The organism is Micromonospora sp. ATLC16 (assembly GCF_057196645.1).
This window is the reverse complement of record NZ_JBXUOW010000012.1, coordinates 14,348-33,762: the sequence shown is the minus strand read 5'-3', so window position 1 is coordinate 33,762 and position 19,415 is coordinate 14,348. Positions and strand designations below refer to the sequence as shown.

General features: G+C 71.3%; 23 protein-coding genes. 9 read left to right on the top strand and 14 right to left on the bottom strand.

Going from position 1 to position 19,415, the window contains the following annotated elements; all coding sequences use genetic code 11:
* Positions 1 to 124 precede the first annotated feature (124 nt).
* From AC2CHE_RS07620 to AC2CHE_RS07605, 4 genes are all read right to left on the bottom strand, one after another.
* The gene (locus AC2CHE_RS07620; RefSeq protein WP_484504180.1) at positions 125 to 331 is read right to left on the bottom strand and encodes a hypothetical protein; all 207 of its coding nucleotides are present in this window, start codon (positions 329 to 331) and stop codon (positions 125 to 127) included.
* Between the two features lie 2 nt (positions 332 to 333).
* On the bottom strand, positions 334 to 1,389 hold the full coding sequence (locus AC2CHE_RS07615; protein WP_484504179.1) for a LacI family DNA-binding transcriptional regulator: 1,056 nt from the start codon (positions 1,387 to 1,389) through the stop codon (positions 334 to 336).
* A gap of 163 nt (positions 1,390 to 1,552) precedes the next feature.
* Entirely contained in the window at positions 1,553 to 2,434 is an 882-nt protein-coding gene (locus AC2CHE_RS07610) for a helix-turn-helix domain-containing protein (protein ID WP_484504234.1), read from the bottom strand.
* A 138-nt stretch (positions 2,435 to 2,572) separates the two neighbouring features.
* On the bottom strand, positions 2,573 to 2,812 hold the full coding sequence (locus AC2CHE_RS07605; protein WP_281562770.1) for a DUF397 domain-containing protein: 240 nt from the start codon (positions 2,810 to 2,812) through the stop codon (positions 2,573 to 2,575).
* Positions 2,813 to 3,065: 253 nt separating this feature from the next.
* Here AC2CHE_RS07605 and AC2CHE_RS07600 point away from each other — a divergent pair, with 253 nt between their 5' ends.
* On the top strand, positions 3,066 to 3,713 hold the full coding sequence (locus AC2CHE_RS07600) for a GGDEF domain-containing protein (RefSeq protein WP_484504178.1): 648 nt from the start codon (positions 3,066 to 3,068) through the stop codon (positions 3,711 to 3,713).
* Positions 3,714 to 3,803: 90 nt separating this feature from the next.
* Complete coding sequence (locus AC2CHE_RS07595) at positions 3,804 to 4,454, top strand: flavodoxin family protein (protein ID WP_484504177.1); 651 nt, start codon at positions 3,804 to 3,806, stop codon at positions 4,452 to 4,454.
* Positions 4,455 to 4,524: 70 nt separating this feature from the next.
* On the opposite strand, the gene AC2CHE_RS07590 is transcribed toward AC2CHE_RS07595, so the two are convergent.
* The 10 genes from AC2CHE_RS07590 to AC2CHE_RS07545 all read right to left on the bottom strand — a co-directional run bounded on the left by AC2CHE_RS07590 (position 4,525) and on the right by AC2CHE_RS07545 (position 13,350).
* Positions 4,525 to 5,007: a type II toxin-antitoxin system PemK/MazF family toxin gene (locus tag AC2CHE_RS07590; RefSeq protein ID WP_484504176.1), complete on the bottom strand. Its 483-nt coding sequence runs from the start codon at positions 5,005 to 5,007 to the stop codon at positions 4,525 to 4,527.
* 75 nt (positions 5,008 to 5,082) lie between these two features.
* A complete protein-coding gene (locus AC2CHE_RS07585) occupies positions 5,083 to 5,439 on the bottom strand; it encodes a DUF2267 domain-containing protein (protein WP_484504175.1) in 357 nt (118 codons plus the stop codon).
* A 143-nt stretch (positions 5,440 to 5,582) separates the two neighbouring features.
* On the bottom strand, positions 5,583 to 6,113 hold the full coding sequence (locus tag AC2CHE_RS07580; protein WP_484504174.1) for a hypothetical protein: 531 nt from the start codon (positions 6,111 to 6,113) through the stop codon (positions 5,583 to 5,585).
* Complete coding sequence (locus tag AC2CHE_RS07575; RefSeq protein WP_484504173.1) at positions 6,110 to 6,856, bottom strand: winged helix-turn-helix transcriptional regulator; 747 nt, start codon at positions 6,854 to 6,856, stop codon at positions 6,110 to 6,112. Before AC2CHE_RS07575 ends, AC2CHE_RS07580 begins: the two co-directional genes overlap by 4 nt.
* Positions 6,857 to 7,034: 178 nt before the next feature.
* Positions 7,035 to 7,898 (bottom strand): phosphate ABC transporter ATP-binding protein PstB, encoded by an 864-nt coding sequence (gene pstB / locus AC2CHE_RS07570; RefSeq protein ID WP_484504172.1) that lies wholly within the window; start codon positions 7,896 to 7,898, stop codon positions 7,035 to 7,037.
* Between the two features lies 1 nt (position 7,899).
* A complete protein-coding gene (gene pstA / locus AC2CHE_RS07565) occupies positions 7,900 to 8,814 on the bottom strand; it encodes a phosphate ABC transporter permease PstA (RefSeq protein ID WP_484504171.1) in 915 nt (304 codons plus the stop codon).
* The gene (pstC, locus tag AC2CHE_RS07560; protein ID WP_484504170.1) at positions 8,811 to 9,803 is read right to left on the bottom strand and encodes a phosphate ABC transporter permease subunit PstC; all 993 of its coding nucleotides are present in this window, start codon (positions 9,801 to 9,803) and stop codon (positions 8,811 to 8,813) included. Before pstC ends, pstA begins: the two co-directional genes overlap by 4 nt.
* A gap of 85 nt (positions 9,804 to 9,888) precedes the next feature.
* On the bottom strand, positions 9,889 to 10,965 hold the full coding sequence (gene pstS / locus AC2CHE_RS07555) for a phosphate ABC transporter substrate-binding protein PstS (protein ID WP_484504169.1): 1,077 nt from the start codon (positions 10,963 to 10,965) through the stop codon (positions 9,889 to 9,891).
* Between the two features lie 224 nt (positions 10,966 to 11,189).
* Positions 11,190 to 11,777 (bottom strand): phosphate signaling complex PhoU family protein, encoded by a 588-nt coding sequence (locus AC2CHE_RS07550; protein WP_484504233.1) that lies wholly within the window; start codon positions 11,775 to 11,777, stop codon positions 11,190 to 11,192.
* A gap of 211 nt (positions 11,778 to 11,988) precedes the next feature.
* Positions 11,989 to 13,350: an MGH1-like glycoside hydrolase domain-containing protein gene (locus AC2CHE_RS07545; RefSeq protein WP_484504168.1), complete on the bottom strand. Its 1,362-nt coding sequence runs from the start codon at positions 13,348 to 13,350 to the stop codon at positions 11,989 to 11,991.
* Between the two features lie 104 nt (positions 13,351 to 13,454).
* Between AC2CHE_RS07545 and AC2CHE_RS07540 the strand changes: the two genes are divergently transcribed.
* The 7 genes from AC2CHE_RS07540 (at position 13,455) to AC2CHE_RS07510 (ending at position 19,399) form a co-directional block, all read left to right on the top strand.
* On the top strand, positions 13,455 to 14,057 hold the full coding sequence (locus AC2CHE_RS07540) for a class I SAM-dependent methyltransferase (protein WP_484504167.1): 603 nt from the start codon (positions 13,455 to 13,457) through the stop codon (positions 14,055 to 14,057).
* An 85-nt stretch (positions 14,058 to 14,142) separates the two neighbouring features.
* A complete protein-coding gene (locus AC2CHE_RS07535; RefSeq protein ID WP_484504166.1) occupies positions 14,143 to 15,888 on the top strand; it encodes an ABC transporter ATP-binding protein in 1,746 nt (581 codons plus the stop codon).
* Entirely contained in the window at positions 15,885 to 17,636 is a 1,752-nt protein-coding gene (locus AC2CHE_RS07530) for an ABC transporter ATP-binding protein (protein WP_484504165.1), read from the top strand. Before AC2CHE_RS07535 ends, AC2CHE_RS07530 begins: the two co-directional genes overlap by 4 nt.
* A 125-nt stretch (positions 17,637 to 17,761) precedes the next feature.
* The gene (locus tag AC2CHE_RS07525; RefSeq protein WP_484504164.1) at positions 17,762 to 18,055 is read left to right on the top strand and encodes a hypothetical protein; all 294 of its coding nucleotides are present in this window, start codon (positions 17,762 to 17,764) and stop codon (positions 18,053 to 18,055) included.
* Between the two features lie 3 nt (positions 18,056 to 18,058).
* The gene (locus tag AC2CHE_RS07520; protein ID WP_484504163.1) at positions 18,059 to 18,319 is read left to right on the top strand and encodes a hypothetical protein; all 261 of its coding nucleotides are present in this window, start codon (positions 18,059 to 18,061) and stop codon (positions 18,317 to 18,319) included.
* On the top strand, positions 18,316 to 18,693 hold the full coding sequence (locus AC2CHE_RS07515; protein WP_484504162.1) for a hypothetical protein: 378 nt from the start codon (positions 18,316 to 18,318) through the stop codon (positions 18,691 to 18,693). Before AC2CHE_RS07520 ends, AC2CHE_RS07515 begins: the two co-directional genes overlap by 4 nt.
* Positions 18,694 to 18,985: 292 nt before the next feature.
* Positions 18,986 to 19,399, top strand: coding sequence for a hypothetical protein (locus tag AC2CHE_RS07510; RefSeq protein WP_484504161.1), 414 nt, complete (start codon positions 18,986 to 18,988; stop codon positions 19,397 to 19,399).
* Positions 19,400 to 19,415 lie beyond the last annotated feature (16 nt).

Genomic DNA, 19,415 nt, shown 5'->3' with positions numbered 1-19,415 from the left:
GCACCACCCGCCCGGGTCGCGGACCGATCGTGCGGCGAGTGGGCCGGGTAGGCGCAGACTCGGGCAACCGCCCGCCGACGAGCCTCGACGCCCGGCCGGTCCGGCCAGGGGCATCGTTCCCGCCCTACGTACGGCAGGCGGGCCGGGCGGGCACGGGACACGGCTGGATGCGGTCGGCGAGTCGGCGCAGCGCCCCGGCGGCGAGCCGGCGGGTGGCCACCAGCCGCGCCGGCCGGGGTACGTCGGGCCGGACCGGTGCGTCCGGCCGGGCGGACATGACATGACGGTTCACCGCGTCGACGGCCATCACGAAGCCGGTGGACTGTTCCATGGTCAACTCCTCGGGGCAGGTCCGGAGCTGCTCCGGACGACGAGCGTGGTGGGTAGCAGAATCTGGCCCGCGGCGGCGTCAGCGGGCGGGTCGAGCAGCAGCGTGGCGGCGCTTCGGCCCTTCGCATCACCGGGTTGGCGGACGGTGGTCAGGCCGGCCGGAGCGGCCTCGGCGACGTCGTCGAAGCCGGTCACGGAGACTCGCCGCCCCCGCTCGCCGTCGGCACGCAGGACGTCGAGCGCACCGAGGGCGAGCACGTCGGAGCAGGCCAGCACCGCGGTGGGCGGTTCGGGCAACTGCGCCAGCGCGCTGACTGCGTCGGCGCCAGCGGCGCGGGTGTTGTCGGTCGCGGAGAGCACGGTCAGGTCGGGCCAGGCGACGCCGACCGCCGCGAACGCCTCGGCGAAGCCGGCCAGCCGGTCCCGGGTGGTGGGGTGCGGCACGTCGGCCACGTCGGCGACCCGCAGCGGCCCGGCCGGTGCGCCGGGCAGCACGTCGTCGCCGAGCAGGGCGACCCGGCGGTGGCCGAGCGCGGTCAGGTGTGCCGCGGCGGACCGGGCGGCGGCGCGCTCGTCGATGCCGACCCAGAGGTCCCCGGCCCGGGGCCGCGACGAGGTGGTGACGAAGGGCAGGCCACGGCCGCGAATCGTGTCGAGGATGCCCTCCTCGTCACCGGCACAGTAGACGCAGAACCCGTCGACGGCGGCGTTCTCCACCGCCGTACGCGCGCCGGCCGCGTCGTCGGGCAGCGGTATCAGCAGCAGGTTGCTGTCGTGGCGTTCGGCCGCCTCGGCGACGCCGGTCAGGAACCGGACGGCGAAGGGGTCGGTGAACGCGTACGACAGCCGGGAGGTGAACAGCACCCCGATGGCACCGACGAATCCCCGCCGCAACGAGCGCGCGGTCGGGTCGGGCCCGGGGTAACCCATCTCCCGCGCGGTTTCCAGGATGCGTTGGCGCAACTGCGGTGAGAGCTGGTCCGGGCGGCCGTAGGCGTTGGAGACGGTGCTGCGCGAGACACCGACGGCCTCGGCCACGGCCCGCAAGGTCGGCTTCATCCGCACACTCCGTTCTGGATCGATCCAGCAACTGGATCGATCCAGACACTAACCCGACGACCCGCCCCCGTCAACCCTTCCCCACTCCGCTGGGCTGGCGCGCGTCTTGTCGCCCCGGTGGGGGTATGCGCGCCGCGGGATGAGGGTTGGGAGGTGGGGAAAGTCAGCTGGGGTCGAGGTCGGCGATCATTCGCTCAAGGATCTCGGGCGTACGCTCCGGTGGCTCGGCCTCGACACAGAGGCGTTCCATGGCCACCGCGTAGAAGTCGAGGTCCTCGCGCTTGTCCAGGTAGATGGCGCTGGTCAGCTGCTCGATGTACACGATGTCGGGCAGATCCTGATCACCGAAGCGCAGGATCGTGAAGGCGCCGCCAGCAGCGGCGTGCCCACCGGCGGCGAACGGGATCACCTGGAGCCGCACATTCGGCGTACGCGTCGCCTTGAGCAGCGCCTCCAGTTGACCGCGCATCACCTGGGGACCACCGATCGGTCGGCGCAGCGCCGCCTCGTCGACGACCGCCCACAGACGCGGTGGGCGCGGCCGGGACAACAGTTCCTGCCGACGCATCCGCAGATCCACCCGGCGGTCGATCTCGTCGGGACCGGCTGTGCTGTGGCCGAGCAGCACCACGGCTCGGGCGTACTCCGGGGTCTGCAACAGACCCGGGACGAACTGGACCTCGTAGCTGCGGATGAGGGCGGCCGCCGCCTCCAGGCCGAGGTAGGACTGGAACCACGACGGCAGGACGTCGCCGTACCGGTGCCACCAGCCCGGGTTGTTCGCGTCCCTGGCCAGCTTGAGCAACGCAGTGCGCTCCTGCTCGGCGGTGACACCGTAGAGGGTGAGCAGATCGGCGACGTCGCGCTCCTTGAAGCCGACCCGACCCAACTCCATCCGGCTGATCTTGGACTCGGAGGATCGAATCTCCCAGCCGGCGCTCTCCCGGGTGACTCCCCGCGACTCCCGCAGCCGGCGCAGTTGTGCACCCAGCAGCATCCGCAGCACGGTCGGGCCGGCCGCCGGGCCCTCCTCGGCGGAAACCATGGTCACCTACCGTCCTCCGCATGCTGTCAGCGGCCGAACCGGTTGACCTACTCGACCGACGTGTAAGCATGCCATGAACCGTCAGTGAGGTGAACCGCCCATCCCGTGCGAGAAAAATCCCGTCGATGGGATGCGGGGTCAGCCGATCAGGTGATCGAAGTCACCGTCCCGGGCACCGAGCACGAACGCGGCGATCTCGTCCACCGTGTAGATCAGCGCGGGTCCTTCAGGGTGCCGGGAGTTACGCAGGGCAATGCCCGCCCCACCGGGCAACTCCGCCAGTTCGACACAGTTCCCACTGGGATTGCTGCGCCGACTCTTCTGCCAGGCGAGGGGAGGCAAATGGTTGACGGAAACACCGTTGGGCGGCTGCTGCATGAGGGGCTTCTGTTCTCTCCGATTGGCGCCGGTGCCGTGGGAGGAGCGGTAGCGGCTTGACGGATGTCGGCTCGTTATGCACGTGCATCTGCTATTGCATCTGCAATGGACACCGGGGATGATAACGCACGTGCGTGATGCCTACCTGCTCACGTTCTGTCCCGCGAACCTGACAACCATCAGGGGAAACGAGGTGTCTGGCAGCGTCCGCCGATCCGTGTGCGGGCGTGTGTCGCGGAGAAGGGAGATGGTGGTGCCGGATCCGCTGACCGTCGCGTCCGGCATCTGCGCCGCAGGAGCACTGCTCTCCTCCTGGCAGTTGGGACGCCGGGCCGTGCGGGCCGAGGCGGAGATCGGGCGTCTCCAGGCGGAACTCACCGCCGAGCGGCACGCCGCCAGCCACGATCCGCTGACCGGCCTACCGAACCGGCGGGCCTTCTTCCGCCTCGCCACGACGCTGCTCACCGACCGTTCCGGCTGCCACCTGATCGCCGTGGTCCTCGATCTCGACGACTTCAAACAGATCAACGACCGGTACGGACATGCCGCAGGCGATCAGGTGCTGGTCAGCGTCGCTGAGCGGCTGGCCAGCTTCGCCGGCGACAACCTGGTGACCCGCCTCGGCGGTGACGAGTTCGCCGGGCTGCTGACCAGCCCGACCCTCGACCGGCGGTGGATCGACCACGCGACCCGGCGGCTGTACGACATACTGGCCGCGCCGATCCCGATGGGCGCCGTAACCCTCCGGGTGACCGCCTCGGTCGGTCTGGCACCCGTGCAGGACAGTCAGCTCAGCGAGGCGCTCAACCGCGCCGACGCGGCGATGTACGAGGCCAAGGCGCTCGGCAGCGGCCGACCGGGTCGGGCCCTGCGCGACACCGCGTACCTCGCCGAGTGCTGACCCCCCCCCGGTCGCAGCGCCGGACCGTGCGTCACCGGTCTACAGGTGGGTACTCCACCGGAATCAGGCCCGTACGGCGGAGGGAACATCGTGGCGGACATCCGGGCATTGGTCCTCAACTGCACCCTCAAACGCTCCCCCGCCCGGTCCAGCTCCGAGGTGCTGGGCCGGGAGGTGCTCGACGCTCTCGGCGAGCAGGGAGTCACAGGCGAACTGATTCGGGTGGTGGACCACGACGTCCGCTTCGGTGTCTCCACCGACGAGGGGGATGGCGACGCCTGGCCGCAGATCCGGGCGAAGCTGATGGCCGCGCAGATCTTCGTGATCGCCACGCCGATCTGGCTCGGCCAGCCCTCGAGCGTGTGCAAGATGGTCCTGGAACGGCTCGACGCCGAGCTCAGCGAGACCGACGACCAGGGCCGGCTGGTCACCTACGGCAAGGTCGGCGGCGTGGCGGTGGTCGGCAACGAGGACGGCGCGCACCACACGATCGGGCAGGTGCAGCAGGCGCTCAACGAGGTCGGCTTCACCTGCCCAGCGGCGGGCGCGACGTACTGGGTCGGCGAGGCCCTGCACAAGACCGACTACATCGACGCGCGCCCCAAGCCCGACACCACCGGTCGGGCCACGAAGGCGCTGGCGCTCAACAGCGCCCACCTGGCACGGTTGCTCGCCGAACAGCCGTACCCACCGTCGGACGCCCTCGACGCCGCGGTCGGCCCGGCCCAGCGGCCCGGCTGAGGCCACCGACCGGGCCCGGCCCGGGCCAGCGGTCGGACCGACGCCACCGGCTCCGCGGCGAGTCGGACGGTCAGCGCCAGCCGTACCCGGCGCGCAGGGCCTGGCCCACCCGGTCGAACCGGGGCCGGTCCAGCACCGCGCCCTCGCGCCGGATGCTGTCCTCCCGCATGGTCAGCACCCGGTCCAGGCGCACCCAGCTCGGCCGCCGCTCACGGTCCCAGTCGCCCGGCCCGAGTGCCAGCCAGTGCCGGTCACCGTGTCGGTCCTGCTGGCTGGAGAGCATCAGCCCGAACAGCGTCCGGCTGTGCCGGCCCACCACCAGCACCGGCCGGTCCTTGCCCTGCCGAGGGTCATCCTCGTAGGACACCCAGGTCCAGACGATCTCCCCCGGATCGGCCTGGCCATCGGGCTCCGGGGCGTACGACAACTCGCGGCGCTGCAACGCGCTGACCTGGCGCGGCCGCGCGAGCCTGGCCGCGGACGGACCGGCCGCGCGCGGCCTCGGGATGACCGCGCCGACACGGGACGCCATGCTCCTGAACAGACCTGCCACGGCGGCAGCCTATCCGCTGCCACCGGTCCCCCGGACGGCAGGGAGTGTGCCCTGAGCCGCGCGACGGCCGGGGCCTCATCCGACGATCGGGTCGCTGCCACCGCCGGCGGTGTGCAGCCGTCCCACCATCTCCTGGAACTCGCCGACGGTCACCGTCTCGCGCAGGGTGGCGAACACGGCCGCAGCCCCGGCAGCCGCCGTGCCCTCGTCGACTCCGGCCCGCTCACCGACCCGGCGGAGGAAGTCCGCCGGCCCGCCCGGCGACCCCGCGTCGGTCAGCTCGGCCGGCAGATACCCGGTCGGGTCCGTCGACGGCGAGCCGGTCATCCGCTCCACGACGGTCTGCAGGACCGCGCGCGCGACGCTGGCCGCGGGTTCGGGCGCCAACCCGGATCGCCGGGACACCGCGGCGACGAACAGCGGAAACCGCACGGCGCCCTCCTGTCGTCAACGGCGCGCTGGTTACCCCCGCCGGCACCGGACAAACGCCGGCCCCGGATGCCCAGGTCGGTCCCGTGCGGTCGGCCGGGATCTACCCGACGACGACCTCGTCCACCTGCTGGCTGGCTGCGCGCTTACCTCCCGGCTGTCTCCGGGCCTCGGTGCCGTGCCTCCCGCCAACGCGCGGCGCGTACCCGGTCCACCGTGTAACACAGCTCCCGAGGGGCCTCCGGCCGGCCGGGCACCCGGTCGAACGGGAAACCCCGACCGGCGTAGTCGTAGTGGGCCTTGAGCAGCCGGGTCAACCCCGCCATCGCACCAACGATCTTCTTGCGCGGCCGTCCCGTCGCCTCGGCCAGGTCGTCCACCGTGAACGGCCGCTCCGGCTCGGCGGCGAGCGCGTCCAGCACGGCGGCGACCGTGCGATGGGTGGCGCTGCGTCCTTGGCTGAGTCGGCGCAGATCCTCGACCGCCCAGTCCGACTTCGCCGGGCGGGGCATCGGGTCGGCTCGCCGACGGGGCACCGGCCCCACCCGGTGCCGGGCGTCGAGGTCGGCCAGCAGACGGGCCACGTGCGGAACGTACGCCAGCGGGACCGCCACCAGCACCATCCCCTCCGTCGGCGTCCCCGACGGCGGGTACGGCGGCAGCGCCGGCAGGTTCACGACGTCGACGGCGTTGCCGTGGCCTGGGCGGGTACGAACCGATAGCCCAGGCCGCGTACGGTCACGATCATCGGCGCCCGGTCGCCGTCCAGCGCCAGTCGCCGACGAAGCCGCTTGATGTGCACTGTCAGGGTGTTCGACGTGTCGTCGGAGATACCACCCCAGACGGCGGCGAGCAGTTGCTCGCGGGTGACCGTCCGCTCCGCGTGGCTCATGAAGAAGTACAGCAGTCGGAACTCCTTCAACGGCAGGGCCACCGTCCGGCCGTCCAGGCTCACCTCGAACGTCGCCGGATCCACCCGCAGCCCGCCCAGCTCGATCGGCGGATCGAGCGCGCCGGAGGTCTCCGGCCGGATGGCCCGCAGGATCGGCAGTACCTCCTCGGCACGGTAGGGACGCCGTACGCAGGCCGTGGCACCGACCTTGAGCGCGGCGGCAGCCACCCCGCCGTCCTCGTCCCCCACCCCGACCACCGTGGGAATGCCGGCCCGACGGGCGAGCAGCCGCACCAGCTCGGTGCAGCTCATGGTGGACAGGCCGGCGGCGACCACGGCCGCGTCCGGTTGGAGTGCCCCGGCGGCCAGCAGCGCCTCGGCGGCGTGCGCGAAATGGTGGCCGCGTACCCGGTGGTCGGCCAGTTGGGCGACCAACGCGTCACCGACGCTCTCGTCGTCCACCACGAGCAGCACGAAACGCCCGTCGGATCGATGGTCACCCCTGGTGGCCACGACGAGATTGTTCATCGCACACCGGCTCCGGTTCAGTTCAGGCCCGCCACGACACCCACGGTCGCGCAGGGCGATCCCCCGCACTACAGGTCGGCGACGGTCGGCCGGGCGCGGCTGGGCTCACGACGAGCCAGCCACTCCCGGTGGGTCCCCCTGACCAACGGCGACCCACCCTCGACCGTCACGTTCGGCCTCAGCCGAAGCGACCGGTGATGTAGTCCTCCGTACGCTTGTCGGCGGGGTTGGTGAACAGCTTGCCGGTCTGGCTGAACTCGACCAGCTGCCCGTGCCGCTCCTGCGCCTCGTCCACCTCGGCGGTGAAGAACGCGGTGTGGTGGCTGACCCGGGCCGCCTGCTGCATGTTGTGCGTGACGATCACGATGGTGTAGTCGTTCGTCAGCTCGAAGATCAGGTCCTCGATCTTCGCCGTGGCGATCGGGTCGAGGGCCGAGCAGGGCTCGTCCATCAGGATCACCTCGGGCTTGACGGCGATCGTCCGGGCGATGCAGAGCCGCTGCTGCTGGCCACCGGAGAGCGCCAGGGCGCTCTTGCGCAGCTTGTCCTTGACCTCGTCCCAGAGCGCGGCCTTGGTCAGCGCCTCTTCGACGTGGTCGTCGAGCCGGCCCTTGATGCCGTTGATCCGCAGCCCGTACGCGACGTTGTCGTAGATGGACTTGGGGAACGGGTTGGGCTTCTGGAACACCATGCCGATGCGGCGGCGCACCTGGATCGGGTCGACGTCCTTGGCGTACAGGTCCTGGCCGTGGAACAGGACGTCGCCGCTGACCCGGGCTCCGGGGATCGGGTCGTTCATCCGGTTGAGCGCCCGCAGCACCGTGGACTTGCCACAGCCGGACGGCCCGATCATCGCGGTGACCTGGTTCTGCTGGATCGGCATCGTGGTGCCGCGGACTGCTTCGTAGCTGCCGTAGTAGACGCTCACGTCGCGCAACTGCATCACCGACGCGTTGGCGGAGTCCGCACCGGAGACGGTGGTGCCGGGAGCGTGCACCGCCACGGACGGGCGAGTGGTGAGGTTGGTGTCGTTGCTGGCCATGTCAGCGCTCCTTGATGGCGAACCGGCTGGAGATGAAACGGGCGATGATCGTGAAGCCGAGCACGATCACGATGAGCGTCAGGGCCGCACCCCAGGCCCGGTCCTGGGCGGCGGGGAAGGGCTGGCTGGCGTTACGGAAGATCTGTGCCGGCAGCGCCGTGTTGGAGCCGTCGAAGAGGTTCCAGTTGGGCGAGAAGACGATGCCGGTGACGATGATGATCGGTGCGGTCTCGCCGGCGGCGCGGGCTACCGCCAGCAGCGAGCCGCTGGTGATGCCGGAGATCGCCGCCGGCAGCACCACGGTCAGCGTGGTCTTCCACTTGCGGGCACCGAGCGCCATGCTGGCCTGCCGCAGTTCGTCGGGGACCAGCCGGAGCATCTCCTCGCTGCTGCGGATGACCACCGGCAGCATCAGGCAGGCCAGCGCCAACGCGCCCGCGAAGCCGGTCTGTTCGCCGACGAGCAGCACCCAGGAGATGTAGATGAACAGGCCCATCACGATCGACGGCACGCCGGTCATCACGTCGGCCATCAGCCGGATGACCCGGGCCAACGGCCGCTGCTTGCCGTACTCGTTGAGGTAGATCGCGCCGAAGACGCCGAGCGGGATCGCCATCAGGGCGGCCATCCCGGTGATGAGCAGCGTGCCGACGATCGCCGGGCCCATGCCTCCACCGTCACGGCGGTAGGAGTTGGGGATGTCCTCGTTGAGGAACGACAGGCTCATCACCCCACCGCCCTTGGCGATGACCGTGTAGGTCACCAGGGCCAGCGGGATGACGGCGAGCAGCACGGCGACCCAGATCGACGCCGTGGCGAGGTGGTTGGTGAACCGGCGGCGGCCGGAGAGCGCGGCCCGGGTCAGATCGGGCCCGCCGGCGGTCGGCCGGGCGGCGGGTGGTGCGGTGAGAGTCACGCGACGCTTCCCTTCATCCGGGCCTCGGCCCGACGGACGACCACCTGGGCGAGCACGTTGATCAGCACCGTCATCGCGAACAGCACCACGCCGAGACCGATCAGCGCGGCGGTGAAGGTGCCGGTGGACTCGCCGAACTGCTGCACGATGACGGCGGCCATCGAGTTGCCGGGGGCGAACAGGTTGGCGGTGATGTTCGTGGCACCGCCGATGACCAGCGCGACCGCGATCGTCTCGCCCATGGCCCGGCCCAGGCCGAGCATCACCGCGCCGACCACCCCGCCGAAGCTGTGCGGGAAGACCGCGCCCCGGATCATCTCCCAGCGGGTCGCGCCCAGGGCCAGCGCGGCGTCCTTGTCGGCGCGCGGCACCGTGCTGAACACCTCACGGGTGATCGACGTGATGATCGGCGTAACCATGATCGCCAGAATCAGGCCGGCGGTCATGAAGTTGCGTCCGCTGGCCACCGGCCCGAAGAGGCGGCCGAGCAGCGGAACGCCACCGAGGAGGTCGTGCATCCACTGGTAGATCGGGACCAGCGCGGGCGCCACGACCAGGATTCCCCAGAGGCCGAAGACCACCGACGGCACGGCGGCCAGCAGGTCGATCACCGTGACCGCCGGGCCACGCAGCCGACGCGGCGCCAACTCGGTCAGGAACAGTGCGATGCCGACCGACACCGGCACCGCGAACAGCAGCGCGATGAGCGACGAGACCGCGGTGCCGTACGCGAACGACAGCGCGCCGAAGATGGCGTCGCCGGTGGCCGGGTTCGGGTCCCAGACCCGTTCGGTGATGAAGCGCAGGCCCATCGCGTCGAACGCGGGCCAGGCCTCCCGGACGGTGGTGATCAGGATCAGCCCGAGGATGGCCAGCACCAGCAGGCCGGTGCCGAGCGTCCACCAGGAGAAGACGCGGTCGCCGAGGGCGCTGGCGCCGCGCTTGGTCAACGTCGGCTTGGCGGTGGGAGGGTCATTCGTCAAGGTCATCTTCACTCCAGCTCAGGTACCCCGCTAGGGACGGGATCGACGTGATCCCGTCCCTAGCCGGAACGCCCTAGCGATCTTGATTTGATCAGCCCTGGATCTTCTCGACCTGGGCCAGCGCCTTCTCCTTGAGAGAGGCCGGCAGCGGTGCGAAGTCGACCTCCTCGGCCACATCCTGACCGTCGTTGAGCAGGTAGGTGAGGAAGCCCTTGACCAGCGCGGCCTTGTTCGTGTCGTCGTAGGAGGTCTTGACGATGATGAAGGTCGGCGCGGTGATCGGGTACGCGGAGGCACCGGCGGCGTTGAGCGGGTTGTAGCTGAGGTCCTCGGCGATCTCGGCACCCTCCAGGCCCGCGGTGGTGCCCTCCAGCGACGGCTCGACGAACTGGCCGTCCTTGTTCTTGATGGCGGCGAACTTCAGACCGGTGGCCTTCGCGTCGCTCAGGTCGACGTACCCGACGGCACCGTTGGTCTGCTTGACGATCTGGGCGACACCGGTGTTCTTCTCGCCGCCCTGGGTGCTGGCCGGCCAGGCCACCGTGTCACCGCTGCCCAGTTTCCAGGTGCCCGCGGCGGCGGCGTCGAGGTACTTGGTGAAGTTGCTGGTGGTGCCGGAGCCGTCCGAGCGGTGGGCCACCACGATCGGGGTGTTGGGCAGCTCGACACCCGGGTTGTCGGCCTTGACGGCCGCGTCGTCCCAGGTCTTGATGTCGGTCTGGAAGATCTTGGCGAGCGTCTCCGGGCTGAGCTGAAGCTTGTCGACGCCCTCGACGTTGTAGGAAACCGTGATCGGGGCCGCCACCGTCGGCACGTACATGAACGAGTCGGCGGTCACGCCGTCGGTGTCCTTCACCAGGCTGTCGGTGCCGGCGAAGTCGACCAGACCCTCACCGAACTGCTTCTTGCCGGTGCCGGAGCCGGTCGCATTGTAGGTGACCGTCACGTCGGAGGCCTCGGCCTTGAAGGCTTCGACGACCTCTTGGTAGTAGGCGTCCGGGAAGCTGGCGCCCGACGCCTTCAACTCACCGGACAGGTCGGCGTAGGCGCCATCGCCGCCACTGCCGCCCGGCTCCGAGCTGTTGTCATTGCTACCACAGCCGGTAAGCGCGAGCGCGGCAAGCGCGACGCCGGCAAGGACGCGCCGCGAAAGCACGTTGCGGTTCACCAGGTAAGCCTCTCTATCGGGGTGCATCAGCCCGTCCGGGCCGTACGCGAGTCAAGTTAGGAGGCGCAGGTAGCCGGACGCCCGGACCCAGGTGAACGAAAAGTGAACTTGCCGGCTCGGTAGTGGCCACCGGGGAGCCGGGATGTGACGTTGCGGGCGCGGCGTACCGGGATGTCCGGAAAAAACTGCCGCCGACCGCCGGCCGCCGGCCCTCGCGTGCCTCGTCAGAGCCGGATCGTGCCGGTCACCAGGTAGACGACCTGACGGGCGACGTTCACCGCCTGGTCGGCGTAACGCTCGTAGTAGCGGCCGAGCAGGGCCAGGTCGATCGCGGACTCCACCCCGTACGGCCAGCCGGAGACCAGCAGCGACAGCAGGCGTTCCTGGGCGGCGTCGACCTCGTCGTCGTCCAGCCCGAGTTGCATCGCGCCGAGCCGGTCCCGGGTGGCCAGCACGAGTGCGCACTTGTCCGCCACCTGCGCCGCCGCCTCGGCCAGCGCCGTCATCACCGGCATCGCCGGCTCCGGAACCACCCCGACCGGATGCCGGCGCAGCGCGACCTTCGCGACGTGCACCGCGAGGTCACCCATCCGCTCCAGGGCACCGGCGATCCGCAGCGCGCACACCACCAGGCGCAGATCCGAGGCGACCGGTTGGTGCCGCACCAGCACCTCCGGGATCATTGCCTCCACCTCGGCCCGCCGAGCGTCCAGCACGGCGTCACCGGCAAGCACCGTCTCGGCCGCGCCCCGGTCGACCTCCAACAGCGCGGTGCTGGCCCCCCGGATCGCCGCGCCGGCATCCCGGCTCATCAACGCCAGTACGCCGGCGAGCCGGTCGAGCTGCTCGTCGAAGCTGTCCCGGCTCAATGCGCGTACCTCCCCGTCCCACCGGGGCCGCCCGCCAACGGTGGCGCCCGGAACCGGCGCGGCAGCCGGCCGACTCTGGACAGCAACCTACCTGCCTTCGGGCAGCGCCACCCGACGCGCCACCCGCGGGGCGCCGGCAGATCTCGCCGCACGGTCAGTCGGTCAGCACGTCCAGCAGCAGTGCCGCCGTCCAGCTGAACTCTGGCGAGCCCAGGCCGGCACCGGTGTCAGGGTGGAAGTACTCGTGGCATCCGGCCGCCGTGACCAGGTCGATCATGGAGGAGCGGAGTCCGGCCGCCAACCGGTCGTGTCCGTGCCGCAGCAGTCCATGCCGGATCAGCCAGGTGATGTTCATCCAGCTCGGGCCGCGCCAGTAGCGCAGCGGCTCGAAGTCGGTGGCGGTGCGGTCGTGGCTGGGCAGCGGCCGGGTCATCCGGGCAGCGAGCCCGAAGCGGGCCGAGCGGGCCTCGGTGAGCACCGCTTCGATCTGTCGCGCCGGCAGGCCGGGCAGGATCAGCGGGGTCAGGCCGAGCACCGTACGGGCCGGCGTGAGTCGGCCGGTACGCAGGTCACGCGGGTGGAAGGTACCGCTGTCCGGATCGTACAGCCGGGTCACCACGGCCTCGGTGATCCCGACGGCCCGGTCCCGGTGCGGGCCCGGGTCGACGCCGACCACCTCGGCGATGCCGGCGAGCGCCACCTCCGAGGCGCCCATGGCCGCGTTGAACAGCGGACACTCCAGCAGGAACGGATGCCGGTCGGCCAGGCTGTCGTCGCGGAAACCGTCCGCCCGGTACGTGGTGACCATGGTGACGTACCGCGCGTAGTCCAGGTCGGTGGGTCGGTGGGCAGGGTCGGCGTGCACGGTGTCGCGCCGCCGGTACGCGCGCATCACCGCCGCCTCGGCCGACACCGCGCACATCGGTGCGTCCCAGGCCGGGCTGTTGTCCAGACCGGACTCCCAGGGATGCACGATGCTGGCCAACCCGGCACCGCCGACATCGCGACAGGTGGCGAGGTAGCGCTGCTGCGCCACCAGGCGCGGATAGAGCCGTCGCAACGCGGCGCGGCCTTCCTCCGACGGCACGCGACGGTACGCGTGCCAGGCGGCCAACGCGTGCACGGGCGGCTGCACCAGGCCGGAGGTGGCCACCGGGGGTGTTCCCTCGACGGTGTCCGACGACCAGAATCCGGGCCCCGGAAAGTAGGCGCCGCCAGCCACCGCCGGGTTGAACACGATGTGTGGCACCCGACCGTCACGCCACTGGGCGCGGAACAGGCTGTCCAGCTCCGACCAGGTGCGGTCGGGGCGCAGCTGGGCCCAGCCGATCGCGTTGAAGGCCGAGTCCCAGCTCCACTGGTGCGGGTACAGGGTGCGCGACGGCACCGTGTGTCCGCCCGCCCAATTGCCGTCGAGGGTGTCGCGGGCCAACCCCCACAATCGGCCGTGTTCGCCCACGGCATCGGCGCCGACGGCCGGGCCCGGGCTTGCCGGCGGAACAGTTCGGTTCACCATGAGTCACGACATGGTAGCGCGCGAGATGGTCCCCGGACACCTGCCGTTGGTCCGGTTCCGGCGGCCGGACGGCTTCCCTGGGCCGGTCCGGATACGGTGCAGACATGACCAACAGGACCCGATGGGCCACCGATACCGGTCCCGAGCACTCGCAGTGGTACGTCGACCGGTTCCGGCGGTTGGCGGCCGAAGGCGCGGATCTGGCTGGTGAGGCCCGGCTGCTCGACACGCTGGTGCCGCCGGCCAGCCGGATCCTCGACGCCGGCTGCGGCACCGGTCGGGTCGGCGCCGAGTTGGCCGCACGGGGTCACACGGTGGTCGGGGTGGACGCGGACCCAGTCCTGATCGACGCCGCCCGCGCCGACCATCCCGCGCCCCACTGGCTCGTCGCCGACCTGGCCGAACTGGACCTTGTGGCGGCCGGCGAGGGCGAGCCGTTCGACGCGGCGGTGCTCGCCGGCAACGTGATGGCCTTCGTCGCCGCCGGCACCGAACGCCAGGTGCTCAGCCGGGTCGCCGCGCACCTGCGCCCGGACGGCGTCGTGGCGGTCGGATTCGGCACCGACCGGGGATATCCGGTCGCCGAGTTCGACGCCGACGCGGTCGCCGCCGGACTGCGCCTGGAACACCGCTTCGCCACCTGGGACCTGCGCCCGTGGCGCGAGGACGCGGAATTCGCCGTGACCATCCTGCGCCGCCCCACCTGATCGCCGCTCCCCCGCGTCCGCCACGCCGCCCGACCCGGCTGATATCGGCGTGGAAGCGTCACGCGCCTCACCGTAGCCTGGACCGATGCCCATACAGCTCCCTCATGCCGAGCCGGGCACGCCGGACACGAGGGGGCCACTGAGATACATCTGGTGGCTGGTCCGCTGTCAGCCGTGGCGGGTGCTGCGCGGCGGTCTCATCGGCACCGCCTGGATGCTCGGGTTGTCGGCCCGGCCGTACCTCGTCGCCCGCGCCATCGACGATGGACTGCGCGCCGCGGACCACCGGGCGCTGCTGTGGTGGGTCGCCGCGATCGTCGTCGCCGGGGTGGGCCTGGCCTACCTGGGCATCATGCGGCACCGCACGATGACGTTCGTCCGGGAGGACGCGTCTGCCCGGTCCGCCGCCGTCCTGCTGCGTCACCTGTCCCGGATCGGTGCCGTGCTGCCCCGCAGGCTCGCCGCCGGGGAGGTCGCCACGGTGGGCGGCGCCGACATCATCCACACCTCGGCGGTGCTGACGATGACCGGACCCGGCGTCGGGGCCGTCCTCGCGTACGTCTTCGTCGCCTTACTCCTGTGGTCGGTGTCCCCGTTGCTGGCGGCGTTCGTGCTGCTCGGCGTGCCGACGGTGGTGCTGCTCGTCGCGCCGCTGCTGCGCCGCCTCGAGCGGGTCGAGTCGGTCTACCGTCACCAACAGGGCCTGCTCACCACCCGGGCCGCCGACATCGTGGCCGGGCTGCGCGTGCTCGCCGGGGTCGGTGGGCGGGGACTGTTCGCGCGCCGGTACGCGGTCCGCTCGCAGCGGCTGCTGACCGAGGGGTACCGGGTCGGCGCCGTGAACAGCTGGATCGAGTCGCTGGCGATCGTCATTCCGGGCGTGTTCCTGGCAGCCGTGGTGTGGCTGGCGGCGCGGATGGCCGCAGCGGGGGACATCACCATCGGGCAGATGGTGGCCGTCTACGGGTACGTGGCGGTCCTCATCGTGCCGGTGTGGTTCCTGCTCGAAGGCGGTTACCAGGTGATCCGGGGGCGGGTCGCCGCCCGCCGGATCGTCGCGCTGCTCAACCTGCGGCCGGACGCGGCCGGCCCGACGTCGCCGGGTGGCGGGACGCGTCAGGCACCGGACCGGCCCGCCGACCTGCACGATCCCGCGTCCGGGCTGACCGTACCCGCCGGGCGGCTGCTGGCCGTCGCCGCCGACAACCCGGCCGATGCCATCGCGTTGGCCGACCGGCTCGGGCGGTTCGTCGCCAGCGACGTGACCTGGGGTGGGGTACCGCTGGCCAGCATGGCGCTGGCCGAGGTGCGGGCCCGGATCCTCGTCGCCGACCACGACTCCTACCTGTTCGCCGGGACACTGCGCGAGATCCTGCGGATCCGGACGGACCTCGCCGACTCCGAGCTGCGCACGGCGCTGCGGACCGCGTCGGCGGCGGACGTGGTCGACGCCCACCCGGACGGGCTCGCGATGCCGGTCGGCACCCGGGCCCGGACCCTCTCCGGCGGCCAGCGGCAACGCGTACGCCTGGCCCGCGCCCTGCTCGCCGAGCCGGACGTGCTGATCCTGGTCGACCCGACCTCGGCCGTGGACGCGCACACCGAGGCGCGCATCGCGCGGCAGCTCCGGGCGGCGCGGGCCGGACGGACCACCATCGTGCTGACCACCTCACCGCTGCTGCTCGGGCGCGCCGACCTGGTCGCACACCTGCGCGACGACCGGATCACCGCCGCCGGCAGTCACGTCGAACTGCTCGCACAGGATCCGCGCTACCGGGCTCTGGTGTCCCGGGACGGCGAGTCCGCCGACGCGGACGGACCACTGCGGTGAGCGGGCTGCCCGTCGCGGACCGGCACATCGTCCGCCGCTCCGCGCGGGGCCTGATCGCCGCGGACCGCCGTGCGGTCGCCGTCGTCCTGGTGCTGCACGGTGCCGCCGCGGTCGCCGGGCTCGCGCCGCCGTGGCTGTTGGGCAGGATCGTCGACGAGGTCACGGCCGGTGCCGGCGCCGCGGCCGTGGACCGTCTGGCCTTCGCGATCGGCGGCTGTGTGCTGGCCCACGGGCTGCTCGCCCGGTACGCCCAGTACGTCGGTCACCGGTTCGGTGAGCGCGCCGTCGCCCGGCTCCGCGAAGCATTCGTCGCGCGAGCGCTGGACCTGCCCATCTCCGTCATCGAACGCGCCGGCACCGGTGAACTTGCCACCCGCAGCTCGGTGGACGTGGCGACCGTCGGGACGACGGTGCGGGACGTGATGCCCGTCATGGTCATCGCCGGGACGCAGTTGTCGCTGCTCTTCGGCGCGATCTTTCTGCTGCACCCGCTACTCGGCCTGGTCGCCCTGACCGGGCTACCGTCGATCGTCGCGGTCACCCGCTGGTATCTGCGTCGCGCCAGGCCGGCCTACCTTGCCGAAGGGGCCGCGACCGCCGAGCTGACCGAGGCGTTGACCACGACCGCGGAGGGTGCCCGCACCGTCGAGGCACTCCGCCTCGGTGCCGACCGCACCACGTACGGCCGGCAGCGCATCGGCCGGGTGTGGGCCACCCGCCGGGCGACCCTTGCGCTGCGATCGGTCTTCTTCCCGGTGGTGGAGGCGAGCTACGCGCTCCCGATCGCGGTGGTGCTGCTGTTCGGCGGTCTTCTGCTGGACCGTGGGATGGTGACCCTCGGCCAGGTGGTCGCGGCGGCGCTCTACCTTCAGCAGGCGGTCGAGCCGCTGGACCGACTGCTTCAGTGGATGGAACAGGCCCAACGCGGCCTCGCCTCGTTCGCCCGGGTCCTCGGTGTCGGCCAGCAGACCGAAGCCGCAACCGCCGCCGGCACACCGCGACCACGCGTGCCGACGCCCGCCCGGTCCGGGCGGCTCGTGGTGCGCGGTGCCCGCTTCTCGTACGCCGACGGCCCCGACGTGCTGCACGGGATCGATCTGGTGGTGCGTCCTGGCGAACGCCTCGCCATCGTCGGCCCTTCCGGGGCGGGAAAGTCCACTCTCGCCCGGCTGCTCGCCGGAATCGACGTGCCGCGCGAGGGTGTGGTGAGCCTCGACGGCCTCGCGGTCACCGACCTCGACCTGGCCGAGCGGCGTCGCCGGATCGCCCTGGTCACCCAGGAACATCACGTCTTCATCGGTACGCTGCGCGACAATCTCGCCTTCGCCGCCCCCGACGCGTCCGACGAGCAGATGCGCGCCGCACTGGTCGCGGTGGGCGCCGACTGGTACGCCGCCCTGCCCGACGGACTCGACACGCAACTCGGCGACGGGGCTCGTGAACTCGGTGCCGCCGACGCCCAACAGCTCGCGCTGGCCCGGCTGGTGCTCGCCGACCCGCAGATCCTGATCCTCGACGAGGCGACGGCCGCGCTCGACCCGACGACCGCCCGGCGCACCGAACGGGCCCTCGCCGCCGTGGTCAACGGGCGTACCGTCATCGCCATCGCCCACCGGCTCAACACCGCGCACGACGCCGACCGGGTGGCGGTGCTGGAGGACGGCCGGATCACCGAACTCGGCAGCCACGACGACCTCGTTCTCGCCGGTGGCGCCTACGCCGCCCTCTGGCGGTCCTGGCACGGCTGAGCCCGTCCCGCACGGATGCCCCGCCGCCACGCCGATTCGGCTTCGGGGTGGGAACCACCGACAGGGGCTGCGGAGGACGATTCATGTTGGATAGTGTCTGCCTCGCCACGAAACGTGACTGACCAGTGACCCGTGCGGTGGACCGGAAGGACGCCATGGCCAGCATCGAGCAAGTGAAGGCCGAGCTCGCCCAGGCAGCCGAGCAGTGCAACGCGACGACGAACCAGATCCGGGCCGCCATCGACGGCACCGAACAGGTGATCTCTCGGCTGCGGGCGGTCGCGGCCGGCACCGGTCATCCCGCCATCGGCGAGGCGATCAACCGGGCCGAGCAGAGCAAGCAGCGGCTGGTCGAGGCGGCGACGGTGCTCCAGGGCAGCACCCAGGCGGCCCGGCAGTACATCAGCGTGCTCGGGTGACCCGTGAGCATCGGCGAGGTCAAGGCCGCCCTCGATGAGGCGAACCACCTGCTCGACCAGGGCAAGGTCACGATCGAGGGCGTCGGCGCGGCCCTGGACGAGGTATCCGGGCTGGCGCTCGCCACCCTGCACGACAGCAGACGGGCCGAAGCGGAAGAGGCCCGCACGGCGATCGCGGACGCCATCCGCGAGGTCACGTTGACCCTGCGGGTCATCGGCACGGCCCAGGAGAACGGCAGCGCGTACCGGAAGCTGCTGGGGTGAGCGGCCCGCTCGCTCAGGTCATCGCCCAGCTCCGATCTGCAGTTGACCAACTGGACGGTCTCGCGGTGCAGGCGGCGCGAGCCGCCACGGACGTCGCCGAGGCGAACACCCGATACGCGACGGCCGGCAGAGGCTCCGACCACCCGACCATCCGCACGGCGGTGAGCCACAGCCGCACCGGTGTCGACAAGGCCCACCGGCTCGCCCGGCTGAGCAGCGAGGCCGCCCGGAATGTCACCGCGTACCTGAACGCCATCGCCCGGGCTCGGTACCGCAAGCAACCGTCGCCCCGTCCGGCCCACCCTCCGGCGAAGACCTCGTGTCCGACAGCGACCGCCGCGACCTCGGCCGCCAACGGATGCGGGGAATCCTGAACCGGTCCGTACGGAAGGCAGACGAGCTACAGGACAACGCAGTTAACGCGACGGACGCCGCACAGCAAATGGTCAAGTTGCTCCGGGGCCCCAAGGGCTCCTCCGACGGGACGCACTCCACCGGGACCGGTATCCCCACGATCCCCAACCAATCAGCACGACCGAAGATTGACAGCGCAGAGGCTGCCGGGAATCTTGTGATAGTCGGCCTGCTGGTAGGCGTGGGTGCGCGATGGTTCGCGAAGACGATCGGCAAGACGATAGCGAGGTTGAGGCGTTGACGGTCCAGGCGTTGAGCGATCTGATCCGGGCCTTGGCCCGAGCTGACTGGGACGCCGCCGAGGCTCTCGTCGCCGAGATTGGCCGGGGTGGCTGGGTCGGCGGCCTCCAGGTCATTGGAGCGGCATTCACCCTCGCCGTCCATCGGCACTTTCCTACCGAGGCCACTCCCAGCGATGTGGCCGCCTGGGTGTCCGCGACCCGGGCCCGCTATCCGGACGGGGACACACTGCCGGCCCTGGAGATGGAGGGTCTGATCCGCGCCGCCCTCGGCGAACCGGAGCTGATCGACAATATCCCCGCCGAGACCATGCTCGCGGCCGAGGTATTCGTCCTGGGACAGCTGCTACTTGAGAAGAGACTGACCCCAGCAGAACTCGACGAGTTCGTGGCGGAGGCGGAGGCGGTCGCGGCAGAGTACATGTGAAGCCACTGCGCACCGC